This window comes from Franconibacter helveticus LMG 23732, assembly GCF_000463115.2.
Classification (GTDB): Bacteria; Pseudomonadota; Gammaproteobacteria; order Enterobacterales; family Enterobacteriaceae; genus Franconibacter; species Franconibacter helveticus.
The window spans coordinates 174,296-186,930 of the sequence record NZ_AWFX01000049.1 but is presented as its reverse complement, the minus strand read 5'-3'; the positions used below and the strand labels follow the sequence as shown (position 1 = coordinate 186,930).

Annotated in this window: 11 protein-coding genes; 4 read left to right on the top strand and 7 right to left on the bottom strand. The window is 58.8% G+C overall.

Going from position 1 to position 12,635, the window contains the following annotated elements:
* Nucleotide 1: 1 nt before the first annotated feature.
* Nucleotides 2-1,372, bottom strand: a complete 1,371-nt coding sequence (locus DW56_RS15915) for a pyridoxal-phosphate dependent enzyme (protein WP_024562027.1) — start codon at nt 1,370-1,372, stop codon at nt 2-4.
* 351 nt (nt 1,373-1,723) lie between these two features.
* Between DW56_RS15915 and mnmH the strand changes: the two genes are divergently transcribed.
* Nucleotides 1,724-2,848 carry a tRNA 2-selenouridine(34) synthase MnmH gene (mnmH, locus tag DW56_RS15910; RefSeq protein WP_024551361.1) on the top strand — a complete coding sequence of 375 codons (1,125 nt, stop codon included), beginning with the start codon at nt 1,724-1,726 and terminating at the stop codon, nt 2,846-2,848.
* 32 nt (nt 2,849-2,880) lie between these two features.
* On the opposite strand, the gene DW56_RS15905 is transcribed toward mnmH, so the two are convergent.
* The 6 genes from DW56_RS15905 to ybbA all read right to left on the bottom strand — a co-directional run bounded on the left by DW56_RS15905 (nt 2,881) and on the right by ybbA (nt 10,139).
* The gene (locus DW56_RS15905; RefSeq protein ID WP_024562028.1) at nt 2,881-3,540 is read right to left on the bottom strand and encodes a methionine ABC transporter permease; all 660 of its coding nucleotides are present in this window, start codon (nt 3,538-3,540) and stop codon (nt 2,881-2,883) included.
* Complete coding sequence (gene sfbB, locus DW56_RS15900) at nt 3,533-4,549, bottom strand: virulence-associated ABC transporter ATP-binding protein SfbB (protein WP_024551363.1); 1,017 nt, start codon at nt 4,547-4,549, stop codon at nt 3,533-3,535. Before sfbB ends, DW56_RS15905 begins: the two co-directional genes overlap by 8 nt.
* Nucleotides 4,550-4,612: 63 nt before the next feature.
* A complete protein-coding gene (locus tag DW56_RS15895; protein ID WP_024551364.1) occupies nt 4,613-5,449 on the bottom strand; it encodes a MetQ/NlpA family ABC transporter substrate-binding protein in 837 nt (278 codons plus the stop codon).
* A gap of 271 nt (nt 5,450-5,720) precedes the next feature.
* On the bottom strand, nt 5,721-6,866 hold the full coding sequence (locus DW56_RS15890; RefSeq protein ID WP_024551365.1) for a porin: 1,146 nt from the start codon (nt 6,864-6,866) through the stop codon (nt 5,721-5,723).
* Between the two features lie 175 nt (nt 6,867-7,041).
* Nucleotides 7,042-9,456 carry a putative ABC transporter permease subunit YbbP gene (ybbP, locus tag DW56_RS15885; protein ID WP_024551366.1) on the bottom strand — a complete coding sequence of 805 codons (2,415 nt, stop codon included), beginning with the start codon at nt 9,454-9,456 and terminating at the stop codon, nt 7,042-7,044.
* Nucleotides 9,453-10,139 (bottom strand): putative ABC transporter ATP-binding protein YbbA, encoded by a 687-nt coding sequence (gene ybbA / locus DW56_RS15880; RefSeq protein WP_024551377.1) that lies wholly within the window; start codon nt 10,137-10,139, stop codon nt 9,453-9,455. Before ybbA ends, ybbP begins: the two co-directional genes overlap by 4 nt.
* Here ybbA and tesA point away from each other — a divergent pair.
* Genes tesA through DW56_RS15865 form a run of 3 tightly spaced genes read left to right on the top strand, consistent with a single transcriptional unit; the run spans nt 10,107 to nt 12,448 of the window.
* Nucleotides 10,107-10,736: a multifunctional acyl-CoA thioesterase I/protease I/lysophospholipase L1 gene (gene tesA / locus DW56_RS15875; RefSeq protein ID WP_024551367.1), complete on the top strand. Its 630-nt coding sequence runs from the start codon at nt 10,107-10,109 to the stop codon at nt 10,734-10,736. The genes ybbA and tesA overlap by 33 nt on opposite strands.
* Before the next feature lie 28 nt (nt 10,737-10,764).
* A complete protein-coding gene (locus DW56_RS15870) occupies nt 10,765-11,535 on the top strand; it encodes an SDR family oxidoreductase (protein WP_024551368.1) in 771 nt (256 codons plus the stop codon).
* Between the two features lie 58 nt (nt 11,536-11,593).
* Nucleotides 11,594-12,448 (top strand): thioredoxin family protein, encoded by an 855-nt coding sequence (locus DW56_RS15865; protein ID WP_024551369.1) that lies wholly within the window; start codon nt 11,594-11,596, stop codon nt 12,446-12,448.
* Nucleotides 12,449-12,635 lie beyond the last annotated feature (187 nt).

Here is a 12,635-nt window from a genome sequence, read left to right as displayed (position 1 = left end):
CTTATGATTCAAGCCGGTTGCGCCAGGCGTTCAGCACGTCGGTACGGGTAATAAGCCCGAGGAAGCGGTCGGCGTCGGTGATGACGGCCACCAGCCCGCGGGAGAAAACGTCAAACAGCGCGCTCTCGCTGGCGTTTTTAGTCAGCGTTTCGACGCGCGGGTTCATGGCGCGGGACACCGGCTCCAGGAAGCGCGCGCTGTCGCCGCGTACGGCATTAAGCAAGTCCCACTCATCAACGATGCCGACCACAGCGCCCCCTTCCAGCACGGGCAACTGCGAAATATCGTAAAGCCGCATGCGCGCCAGCACTGTCGCCAGCGTATCATCCGGCGCAGCGGTTACCGTTGCCCCTTCGTCATGGCGAAACGCGATAAAATCGCGCAGATCGCCCGTCGAAGGGCGCTCAAGCAGCCCCTGCTGGCGCAGCCAGTCATCATTGAACATTTTGGAGAGGTACTTATTGCCGCTGTCGCAGGCGAAAGTGACTACCCGCTTCGGCGTGGTCTGGGCGCGGCAGTAGCGCAGCGCGGCGGCAAGCAGCGTGCCGGTAGAGGAGCCTGCGAGAATACCTTCGGTTTTCAGCAGGCGGCGGGCGGTTTCAAAGGCTTCGGCATCGCTAATACGATAAGCGCGCCCAACGCCTTCAATTCGGGCGAGCGGCGGTATGAAATCTTCGCCTATGCCTTCCACGCGCCACGAACCGGCCTCGCCGTGGCGGCCATGTTCAACCTGGTCGGCAAGCACGGAGCCTGCCGGGTCCGCAAGAATAAACTCGGTGTCGGGCGAGTGCTGGCGAAACCACGCCTGCAACCCCCCAAGCGTCCCGCCGGAGCCTACGCCCACGACAATAGCGTCAATTTTCCCGGCCGCCTGGGCATACAGCTCCGGGGCGGTGGCGGTTTCATGCGCCAGCGAATTGGCCGGGTTAGTAAACTGATCGATATAAAACGCCCCGGGCGTCTCGCTCGCCAGCCGCTTTGCGTAATCCTGATAATAGGCCGGATGGCCTTTATTCACGTCTGAGCGGGTAAGACGCACCTGCGCGCCCAGCGCCCGCAGGTGGTAAATTTTCTCGCGGCTCATTTTGTCCGGCACCACCAGAATCAGCTTGTACCCCTTTTGCGCGGCGATAAGCGCCAGGCCCAGTCCCGTATTGCCTGCCGTGGCTTCAATAATTGTGCCGCCGGGCGCAAGAAGGCCCAGCCGCTCCGCTTCATTGATCATGGAGAGCGCCACGCGATCTTTAATCGAGCCGCCAGGGTTTTGATTTTCGAGCTTCAGTAACAGTTCGCAGGGGCCGGTATCAAGTTTTTGCAGCCGCAGCAGCGGAGTATTGCCGATCAACTCGCTAACGTTATGCGCTATGGTCATCGCGATTATCCTGTAATCAAGGTTTTCGCAGATGATAGAACCGTGGTTTTTTGCCGCTAAAGAACCTTTACTCACCTTTCAGAACCAAAAGGAATATTCTGCGCTATTTAGCCGTGAGGAAGGAAAGCGGTAAAGTCGTCCGGAAATATCGATGGCTAAACCTGTGCTAAATCGCTGCTTTTTAGCGCTAATTTCACGGTTTTCGCCCCGCTATTGCCGCCAGCAAGCAATGCTTTACCGAAATTGAGCTAAACGCTTTGCGGCCTTGTTTCTTTCTGCGGGCGCAAACTCTTGCCCGTCCTTTAGCGCGCAGGCGTAGAATGGCGCCGTCAGAAATTCAGGGGGAGTCACATGGATCAGAAGCTAACGGCGCGGCCCGATACCCGCGATTATCGCCAGTTGCTGGCGCAGGCCACGCCGCTTATCGACGTGCGGGCGCCGGTAGAGTTTGCGCAGGGCTCGCTGCCTGCGGCCTGTAACCTGCCGCTGATGAATAATGAGGAGCGCGCCGCCGTCGGCACCTGTTACAAGCAGCGGGGCCAGCAGGCGGCGCTGGCGCTCGGTCACCAGCTGGTGCAGGGCGAAACGCGCGAGAAACGCATAGCGGCCTGGCAAGCGGCCTGCCTGCGCCATCCCGAAGGGTATCTTTACTGCGCCCGCGGCGGGTTGCGATCCCATATTGTGCAGCAGTGGTTGAAAGCGAGCGGCATAGACTATCCGCTGGTTATCGGCGGCTATAAAGCGTTGCGTCAGGCAGCGAGCGACGCTATTGACGAGCTGGCGCGCCGTCCGCTGATTCTGGTGGGCGGCTGCACCGGCAGCGGCAAAACCCTGCTGGTGCGTGAGATGGCGACAGGCATCGATCTCGAAGGGCTGGCGCGCCACCGGGGATCGTCCTTTGGCCGCACCCTTACCGCACAGCTTTCGCAGGCAAGTTTTGAAAATCACCTTGCCGGCGCGCTGCTGGCACAGGAAGCCGTATGGCAAACGCTGCCTTCGCCTTTTTGGGTGCTGGAAGACGAAGGCCGCACGATTGGCGCGAACCATCTGCCCGCCGCGCTGCGCGAGCAAATGGCGCTTTCTCCCGTCGCTGTGGTGGAAGAGCCTTTTGAACGGCGCCTGCAACGTCTGGGCCAGGAATACTTTATCGGGATGCAGCAAGCCTGTTGCGAGGCTTATGGCGAAGAGGCGGGCTGGCGCGAATTTGGCGATTATCTTTATCACGGGCTTTACGCCATACGCCGTCGCCTGGGCCTTCAGCGCTTCGCCCGGCTTGCGGAGCTCCAGGCGCAGGCGCTCTTAAAACATCAGCAAACGGGCCGCCACGAAGCGCATTTCGACTGGCTTGTTCCGTTGTTAAATGATTATTACGACCCGATGTACCGTTATCAGCTGGAGAAAAAGTCGGCAAACATTGTTTTTCGAGGAGACTATGCGCAGGTGCAGGGGTGGCTGGAAAACCGCTACGGCAAATGAAAAACGGGCAGAGCGTATCTGCCCTTTGAGGATTAATGCCGGTCGCGCTTGTCGGCGCGTTTTGCCAGCCAGTCGCCCAGCATTTGCACCACCTGCACCAGCACAATCAGCGCGACGACGGTAACAATCATGACCTGCGTCTCGTAGCGGTAGTAGCCGTAGCGGATAGCCAGGTCCCCTACCCCGCCGCCGCCGACGATGCCCGCCATTGCCGAATAGCCAATCAGGCTCACCAGCGTAATGGTCAGGCCGCGCAGCAGCCCGGCGCTTGCCTCCGGCAGCAGCACGGTGCAGATAATACGCATCGGGCTTGCGCCAAACGCCTCCGCCGCTTCGATAATCCCTTTATCCACTTCGCGCAGCGCGCCATCCACAAGCCGCGCATAAAAGGCGATGGCGGCCACGGAGAGCGGCACCGAAGCAGCAATCGGCCCGATGGTATTGCCCAGCAGAAACTGCGTCAGCGGCAGCAAAAGCACCAGCAAAATAACGAACGGCACCGAGCGGATAATATTCACCACAACAGAGCTTACGGCGTTCACAAAACGGTTTTGCCAGAAGAGATGCCGGTCGGTGACGAAAATAAGAAAGCCAAGCGGCAGGCCGCCAATAATGGCCAGCAATGTAGAGATGCCAAGCATCTGGAAGGTTTCATTAAACGCGAGGCCCAGGTCGGCCAGCAAGTCATCCATTTATCACCTCCACCTGCGCGGTGCGCGCGCGTATATGCTCCACCGCCGCCGCCACGGCTTCCGGGTTCTCTTTGGCGGTGAGCTGGACCACTAAAATACCGAGCGCCCTTTCACCGATATACTCAATTTTGCCGTGCAGGATATTCACCGCCACGCCGAAGTTAACCGCCGCTTCGGAAAGCACCGGTTGTTCAGCGCTGTCGCCGACAAACAGAATTTTCAGCAGCGAGCCGTGCAAATGCTGACGCAGCCGCTCAGGCAGTGTCAGGTTTAGCGTGTGGGAAACCAGCTGCTGAGTAAACGGGTGTTGGGGATGGGCGAAGAGATCAAACACGTCGCCCTCTTCCACCACTTTGCCGCCGGACATGACCGCCACGCGATCGCAGATCGTTTTGATCACGTTCATTTCATGCGTGATCAGCACGATAGTAATGCCGAGTTGCTCGTTGATCCGCTTAAGCAGCGCAAGAATGGTGGCGGACGTTTCCAGATCGAGCGCCGAAGTGGGTTCGTCGCACAGCAAGACATCGGGATGATTGGCGATGGCGCGGGCAATGCCCACGCGCTGCTTCTGCCCGCCGGAGAGCTGCGCCGGGTAGCGGTCGGCTTTGTCCGCCAGCCCGACCAGCGCCAGAATTTCCGCTACGCGCGGGGCAATGGCAGCGCGCTCCCACCCCGCCGCCTTCAGGCTGAATGCGACGTTTTGCGCCACGGTGCGGGTATGCATCAGGTTGAAATGCTGAAAGATCATGCCGATGCGATGGCGCGCCTGGCGCAGTGCCGCGCCGCTCAATGCGGAGATCTCGGTGCCATTAACCTTAATGCTTCCCTCGCTCGGGCGCGTTAAGGCATTCAGCGTGCGCAACAGGGTGCTTTTTCCCGCGCCGCTGGTGCCGACAATGCCGAAGATTTCGCCAGGCGCAATACGCAGGCTGACGTTATCCACCGCGCGCGTGGTGGCGCCGCGCCGCGAGACGAAATCGACGCAAACATTATTTATTTCAATCATGCGGAACCTCAATAAACAAAACGCGGGCAGGCCGCAAAGCCCACCCGCGTAAAAACGATACGCTTACGGTTTTTTCGCCGCCGTCATCCAGTCGGGCTGCTGAAACGCGTTATAGATATTTTTCGGATCGTTAATGACTGCCGCGTACGCCGGGGATTTCACCACCGCCACAATATCTTTGGCGAAGGGTTTTTCCGCATCTTCCGTGCGTACCGCGATGATGTTTTTCAGGTTCTCGTCAAGCTGCTCTTGCTTAAGCGCCGTGGAGAGCTTAAGACCGGCGGCGATAGCGAAGTTGCCGTTCACCAGCGAAGCGGTAACGCCATCGAGCGTTCGCGGCAACTGCGCGGCTTCAAGGGGTTTAAAAACCAGCCCTTTCGGGTTAGTGGCAATATCGCGCTCAGACGCTTTCGTCGGGTCGATATTCTCTTTAATGGTAATCAGCCCGAGCGACTGTAAAAAGCGCAGCCCGCGCGCCAGGTTGGTCGGGTCGTTGGAAAGCGTAACGATGTCGCCTTTTTTTAGCTCATCGATGCTGTTGATTTTGCGCGAGTAAAGGCCCATTCCCGCGGTCGGCACGGTAATAAGCTTCGTGAGCTTCAGCCCTTTGTCGGCGGTGAATTTGTCAAAATAGAGCGAATGCTGGAAAAGGTTGGCATCTATGCTGCCGTTGGCGAGCGCCATGTTCGGCTGCACGTAGTCGCTGAATTCGCGCACCACTACCTTGTAACCTTTTTCTTTGAGCGAAGGGGCGATAGCCTGCTTCACCATATCGCCATAAGGTCCCGGCGCCACGCCGAAAACAACCGTGTGCGGGTCGCTGCCGGCGTGCGCGAGCTGTAATCCGCAGGCCAGCAAAAGCGCGCCGGTGGCGGCGCGAAAGGTATGACGCAATCCCATAACTTCTCCATTTAAAAATGTTGTGTCGCTGTGCGGCGCGCCGTGCGATGCGGCGCAATCCTTTCTCGCCTTGTGGTTAAAGGCATGGCTTAACATGGCACAGATCACAAGGCGCTGTCCTTGAAATTATTTCAAGATGCAAGTGAATATGTCATTGAACAGACAGCGTTTACGTTGTGCGTTTATCGCATTTGCAAAGTGAAAAAGCGGGAATGGGGGGTAGATACTCTGGACTGGAGATTCGCCCCGGCAGCTACCGGGGCGAGGCGACTCAGAAGTCGTAACGCAGACGCACCAGGTTCATATCGCCCAGATTGTCGGTGCTGGAAGTAAACACGTGCTCATAATCGACACGGAAACCGTAATCCAGCTGAACGCTGATACCCACGCCATTGTCGATGCGCTGATAATTGCGGCCATTGATGTATTCGATGCGGTCGCCCATAAAGTAAGGCTGAACCGATTTCACAGCGTACTGGCCCACCGGGAATTTATAACCGGCAAAGTACTCGATGCCCCACGCGTCGCCTGCGAAGTAATCATTCACCGAGACTTTTTTGGTAGTCATAAAGTTCTGGTACCAGCCGCCGCCTGCGGAGAGGGTCCAGTTGTCCGGCGTCCAGCTCAGCGCGGTGCCAATGATATTCTGATCGTAAGACTTGCTGTCGTTGTTATCCGGGTTACGCATGTCCGCGCGGGTGTAGTTCCACGCAGCGCCCCAGGCCAGATCGCTTGTCAGGTGATAATCAATGCCCAGCGAGCCGCCGCCCTTGCGCTTGTAACGCAGGCCGTTGCCCGGCAGAAATTCGCTGTCTTCAAACAGGTAAGAGGCGAAAATATCGGCATCGCCTACGGTTTTTCTGTACTTCAGCATTTTGCGCGAGCGGTACGAACCGTCGTAATCGCCGTTAATGCCGTTGCCCGGGGCCTGACCTATCATGTCGTAGTCCCAGATATCGGTTTTCACGCCGACCACATCATAATAAACGCTGTTCTGCTGGCCGAACGTCAGCAAGCCCCAGGTATCGCTCTTCAGCCCGGTGTAAAGCATGCGGCGCGAAGTGTCGTGAGCGCCGTCCGCGTAGTGATGATCCCAGTTGAACTGCGCAGGAATGTTAACGCCCAGCTCGTAGTAGCTCACCCAGCTAATATCGTCGAAAAGGTAGTAATCCGCCGCAAAGCGAAAGCGCGTGCCGCCATCAAAGCCGTTACGTTTGTAGCTGTTTTTGCCGTCGTCCCCGGTCATGTTCTGGAACTGCGGACGAATGCTGCCGCCAACGGTGAAGTTAAGACGGCTCAGCGGGTTGCCCGCCTGCGGATCTTGTTTAAGAACGGTGATTTCCGCCTGAGCGGCGGAGGAAAGCAGTGCCACTGCCGCGCCAACGGATACCGCCAGCGCTTTTATTTTTATCGTCATCATAATTCCCTGTAAATTGCCGTAAAACATTTAGCAGGCAAATGATAACCAGGATTAATCTGACCGTGTTGACCGTTTTTTACTGAATCGTGCTACTAAGCTTTCTTTTTTTATTATCTGATGCTGTTAAAGCCCACCATGCCAGGATAAAAAACCGGCAGGGTGGGCTTTAACATTAACCGGCGAAATGACGGAACAGCGCCCGCCCTTTCAGCAGCCGCACGCCAAGCCAGCCGCCGCACAGCGAAAGCAACAGCGCGCCGCAGAGCGGTAAAATTATCCACAGTCGCCAGTCTGGCTCCCACGGAAAATCAAAGACCCGGGTTTGCAGTATGCCGAGCGCGGTTTCCGCGCCGATGGCCGCCACCAGCCCCGCCACCAGGCCCAGCACGGCGAACTCGCACCACAGCGTAGCGCGCAGCAGTTTCTTGCCCGCCCCCAGGGTGCGGTAAACCACCAGTTCCTGATGGCGCTGGCGCATGCCCACCTGTACCTGGGCGAGCAGCAGCAGAATGCCGCAGGCGGTCACCAGCACCACCATCACTTCCAGCGCCCGGCTGACCTGCTCCAGCACCTGGCCTACCTGGCGCAAAATAGCGCCGATATCCAGCAGCCCCACGGTCGGGAACTCGCGGTTAAGCTGCGTCAGCATTGTGTTGTCATTTTCCCAGCGGAAGCTGGTAAGCCAGGTTTGCGGCTGACCATCCAGCGCTCCCGGCGGAAAGATAAAGTAGAAGTTGGGCCGCAGACTCTCCCAGTCCACTTTGCGCAGGCTGGTTACCCGGGCGGTGAAATCCTGCGTATCGCCGGTAAAGGTGACGCTGTCGCCGAGGTGAATATTAAGGCGCGTCGCCAGCCCCGCCTCCATCGACACTTCTCCCGCTTTCGGCGGCCAGTGGCCCGCAGTGACAGGGTTGTGTTCCGGCTTCTGGCTCTGCCAGGTAAGGTTAAGCTCGCGGTTTAGCGCCTCGTCTTTATTGCCTTCGGTGGCGGTGCCGTTAATCTGCGTCAGCCGCGCCCGCACAATGGGATAAAAAGATTCAGGCACAATCTGCCGTTCGGCCAGAAATGTTTTTACTGGCGCAAGCTGCTCAGGCGCGATGTTCACCAGGAAATAGTTCGGGCTTTCCGGCGGCAGCTGTTGCTGCCAGCGGTCGAGCAGATCGCCTCTTAACACCAGCAGCAGCGCCAGCAGCATAAAGGAGAGGGAAAAGGCCGCGAGCTGGCTAAGCGTCTGCCACGGCTGGCGCAACAGGCGGTTTACCGCAAGGCGCAGCGCCAGCGCTTTAATGGTCAGGCCCTTCAATACGCGCAACAGCCCCCAGCCTGCCACGCCGCAGAGCAGCGCCAGCACGACGGCGCCCGCGAGTACCGACCAGAGCAGCATGTTGCCGCCCATCAGCCAGGCGAGCAGCGCCACCACTACAAGCGTAATCACCGGCAGGTAAACCTTCAGCGGCCAGACGCTGGCTACCGCGTCCCGGCGCAGCACGCGCAGCGGCTGTGTGGCGAGCAGCAGCCGGTACGGGCGCAACCCTACCAGCAAGGAAATCACCACCATCGAGCCGACCGCCCACAACCACGGCCAGAAACTTGCCGCAGGCAATTCGGCGGGCAATACAGGCTTGAGCAGATGCATCAGCACCGCCTCAAACGCTTTTCCCGCCAGTCCGCCGGTCAGGGCGCTGAGCGCCAGCACGAGCAGCCACTGGCCGACGATAAGCTTGCGCAGCGCCGCCCTGCCCGCGCCAAGGGTTTTGAGGATCGCCACCAGGTCATAGCGGCTGCGGCAATAGTGTCCCATCGCCACCGCCACGGCGGCGACCGCCAGCAGCAGCGTTAACAGCGCTGAGAGCAGCAGGAATTTTTGCGACCGCTCGACGGATTTGCCAAGCGCCCCGTCATCTTCTTCCATACCGTACCAGCGGTGCTCCGGCTTAAGCTTCGGCAGCAGGAAATCTTCATAACGTTTAATTTGCTCAGGCGCGCCGGCAAATTTATAGCGCCACATCAGGCGGCTGCCGGGCTGCACCGCGCCGGTCTTTTCCACGTCAGCAACGTGCATCAGCAGCCGGGGCGCCATCTGGAACGGGTTAAAGCCGGCGTCCGGCTCCTGAATCACCGCGCCTGCTACCGTCAGCGTGGCGTCGCCCACATCGATTTTATCGCCCCGCTTCACCTTCAACAGCGCCAGCAGGCGCGGCGCCAGCAAAACCTGGCCCGGCTGCGGCTTCAGGTCAGGCGGGTCGGTTTGCAGCGCGCCATAAAGCGGATAAACGCTGTCCACTGCCTTTACGCTGGCGAGCTGCGGCGTTTCGGCGCCGAAGGTCATGGTCGTGAAGGTGAGCTGCTCACCCACCTTCAGGCCGTCGCGCTTCGCCTCCAGAAGCCATTCCTGCGGTACTGCGCGCGAGCTTCTGAGCGCCCGATCGCCTGCCAGAAAATCCCGGCTTTGCTGGCTTAAGCCTTTTTCCATGCGGTCGCTGATAGTGCCGAGCGCCAGCACGCAGGCGACAGCGAGGCTTAACGCCAGCCAGACTATCAACAAAGAAGAAGAGCGCCATTCGCGCCAGAACCAGCGGGCTATCATGCTTCCTCCCACAGCTTGCCGTCACGCAGGCGCAGGCGTCTGTCGCAGCGTGCCGCCAGCTCCGGGTCGTGGGTAACAAGGATTAAGGTGGTCGCGTGGTCGCGGTTTAAGGAGAAAAGCAGGTCGGCGATGCGATCGCCGGTATGGCGATCGAGGTTGCCGGTGGGTTCGTCGGCAAACAGCACCGCCGGACGACCGTTAAACGCGCGGGCGAGCGCCACCCGCTGTTGCTCGCCGCCGGAAAGCTGGGCAGGCAGATGATCGAGCCGTTTGCCAAGGCCGAGTTGCTCCAGCAACTGCCTGGCCTGCTCGCGGCTCGCGCGGTCGTTTTCGCCCCGCAGCAGCGCGGGCAGCTCGACATTCTCCAGCGCATTCAGCGTGGGAATCAGCATAAAAGACTGAAATACGAAGCCGACATGCTTCGCCCGCAGCCTGGCGCGGGCTTCTTCGTCCATGTTATGCAGCGGTTCGCCAAGCAGATTCACTTCGCCGCTGCTGCCGTCGTCGAGCCCGGCGAGAATCGCCAGTAAGGTAGACTTGCCGGAGCCTGACTCGCCAATCAGGGCGATGGTTTCGGCTGGTTTGACAACAAGCTCAACTCCGGTGAGGATGGAAAGCGCGTGTTCCCCCTGACCGACGGATTTAAAAAGATGATGAACTTCAAGGCTGTTTTCCGCTGGCATCTCGCTTTCCTGTTGTTTGTTTTTGTGAGTTTTCGCGCCGCTGCGGCGGACACGCTGCTTGTTCTTGGCGACAGCCTGAGCGCGGGCTACCGTATGGCGGCGAATGCGGCGTGGCCTGCGCTGCTTAATGATAAATGGCAGCAGCAAGAGACGCGCGTGGTAAACGCCAGCATTAGCGGCGACACCGCGCAGCAGGGGCTCGCCCGTTTGCCTTCCCTGCTTGAACAGCATAAACCACGCTGGGTGCTGATAGAGCTTGGCGGCAACGATGGGCTGCGCGGCTTTGCGCCAGACGCCATCGCCGCTACGCTGCGCCAGATTATCGAGCAGGTAAAAGCGGCAGGCGCGGAACCGCTTCTGATGCAGATTCGTTTGCCGCCCAACTATGGCCGTCGCTACACCGAAAGCTTCAGCGCCATTTACCCGGCGCTGGCGAAAGCCTATTCCGCGCCATTGCTGCCTTTCTTTATGGAGGAGATCTACCTCAAACCGCAGTGGATGCAGGACGACGGTATTCATCCCAATCGCGACGCCCAGCCCTATATCGCCGACTGGATGGCGACGCGGCTGGCCCCATTAGTTAAACACGACTCCTGACCCCGCGGGGCCATGAGCGGGTAAAGTTATGCAAAAATCACTCTTAATTACAGGATGTTCCAGCGGCATTGGTCTTGCCAGCGCCATTGAATTACAGCGTATGGGGTATCGCGTGCTTGCCGCCTGCCGCAAGCCGGAAGATGTGGCGCGTATGAACGCGCAAGGATTTACCGGCGTGCTGCTGGATCTCGATTCGCCTGAAAGCGTCGAGGCGGCGGCAGCCGACGTTATCCGCCTTACCGATAACCGTTTGTACGGCATTTTCAACAATGGCGGCTTCGGCGTTTATGGGCCGCTCACCACCATCAGCCGCAAACAGATGGAGCAGCAATTCGCCACCAATTTTTTCGGCGCCCACCAGCTCACTATGCTGCTTTTGCCGGCTATGTTGCCGCACCACGAAGGCCGCATTGTTAACACCAGTTCGGTGATGGGGCTTATCTCAACGCCTGGCCGGGGCGCTTACGCCGCCAGCAAATATGCGCTGGAAGCCTGGTCGGATGCGCTGCGTATGGAGCTTCGTCACAGCGGCATTAAGGTTAGCCTGATTGAGCCCGGCCCTATCCGCACGCGATTTACAGATAACGTTAACCAGACGCAAACGGACAAACCGGTGGAAAACCCAGGCATAGCCGCACGCTTTACGCTCGGCCCGGAGGCAGTGGTCGCAAAGGTGCGCCATGCTTTTGACAGCCCGAAGCCGAAAATTCGTTATCCGGTGACGATGGTGACGCATGCGGTCAGCCTGCTTAAGCGTCTGCTGCCCACCCGCGCGATGGACAAAATTTTACAGGGCTAAGTTGAAGGCGACGCTGCCGCCCCCATGTAAAAAAGAAATCGACAAAAGAGAGTGACTCATGTCCGTACAGAATATTGTCAACATTACTGAAGCAAACCTGCATCAGACGCTGGAACAATCGGTTTCCGTGCCGGTGCTGTTTTATTTCTGGTCCGATCGTAGCCAGCATTGTCAGCAGCTGACGCCGGTGCTGGAAAAACTGGCGGCGCAGTATAACGGCCAGTTTCTTCTTGCCAAAGTGGACTGCGACGCCGAGCAGATGGTCGCCGCGCAGTTCGGTCTGCGCGCTATCCCAACGGTTTACCTCTTCCAGAACGGCCAGCCGGTAGACGGCTTCCAGGGACCGCAGCCGGAAGAGGCCATCCGCGCGCTGCTGGAAAAAGTGCTGCCGCGTGAGGAAGAGCTAAAAGCCCAGCAGGCGATGCAGCTTATCGAGCAGGGCGACCACGCCGCTGCGCTGCCGCTGCTGAAAGAAGCCTGGCAGATGTCGAACCAGGATAGCGAAATCGGCCTGCTGCTCGCCCAGACGCAGTTGGCGTTAAGCCGCGCTGACGAAGCCGAAGCGGTGCTGAAAACGATCCCGTTGCAGGATCAGGATACTCGCTATCAGGGTCTGGTGGCGCAAATCGACCTGCTGCGCCAGGCGGCGGACACGCCGGAGATCCAGCAGCTTCAGCAACAGGTGCAGCAGAACCCGCAGGATGCCCAGTTGGCTTCTCAGCTGGCGTTGCAGTTTCATCAGGTTGGCCGCAATGAAGAGGCGCTTGAATTGCTGTTCGGCCATCTGAAGAGCGATTTAGCCGCAGGCGACGGCCAGGTGCGCAAAACATTCCAGGAGATCCTGGCCGCGCTCGGCACGGGCGATCAGCTGGCTTCTAAATACCGCCGTCAGCTTTACTCTCTGCTTTACTGATTTTTATTCCCCAGCGTCGGATGAGCGCTCGTCTCGTCCGACGCTATGCACTTGCCCTTTGACCACTCCCCTCTTCACGCCTCCTTATTTTCATTCTGCCCGTGGTAGAACTAACCCACGCCAAAGCCACCTCTAAAACTCTTAGCAAAGCGACAACGGCTTTCATTTGAAATACAGCCTTTTTATT

Coding starts and splice junctions, on each gene's coding strand:
- DW56_RS15915 (WP_024562027.1), bottom strand. CDS start 1,372: ATGACCATAGCGCATAACGTTAGCGAGTTGATCGGCAATACTCCGCTG.
- mnmH (WP_024551361.1), top strand. CDS start 1,724: ATGGATCAGAAGCTAACGGCGCGGCCCGATACCCGCGATTATCGCCAG.
- DW56_RS15905 (WP_024562028.1), bottom strand. CDS start 3,540: ATGGATGACTTGCTGGCCGACCTGGGCCTCGCGTTTAATGAAACCTTC.
- sfbB (WP_024551363.1), bottom strand. CDS start 4,549: ATGATTGAAATAAATAATGTTTGCGTCGATTTCGTCTCGCGGCGCGGC.
- DW56_RS15895 (WP_024551364.1), bottom strand. CDS start 5,449: ATGGGATTGCGTCATACCTTTCGCGCCGCCACCGGCGCGCTTTTGCTG.
- DW56_RS15890 (WP_024551365.1), bottom strand. CDS start 6,866: ATGACGATAAAAATAAAAGCGCTGGCGGTATCCGTTGGCGCGGCAGTG.
- ybbP (WP_024551366.1), bottom strand. CDS start 9,456: ATGATAGCCCGCTGGTTCTGGCGCGAATGGCGCTCTTCTTCTTTGTTG.
- tesA (WP_024551367.1), top strand. CDS start 10,107: ATGATGAACTTCAAGGCTGTTTTCCGCTGGCATCTCGCTTTCCTGTTG.
- ybbA (WP_024551377.1), bottom strand. CDS start 10,139: ATGCCAGCGGAAAACAGCCTTGAAGTTCATCATCTTTTTAAATCCGTC.
- DW56_RS15870 (WP_024551368.1), top strand. CDS start 10,765: ATGCAAAAATCACTCTTAATTACAGGATGTTCCAGCGGCATTGGTCTT.
- DW56_RS15865 (WP_024551369.1), top strand. CDS start 11,594: ATGTCCGTACAGAATATTGTCAACATTACTGAAGCAAACCTGCATCAG.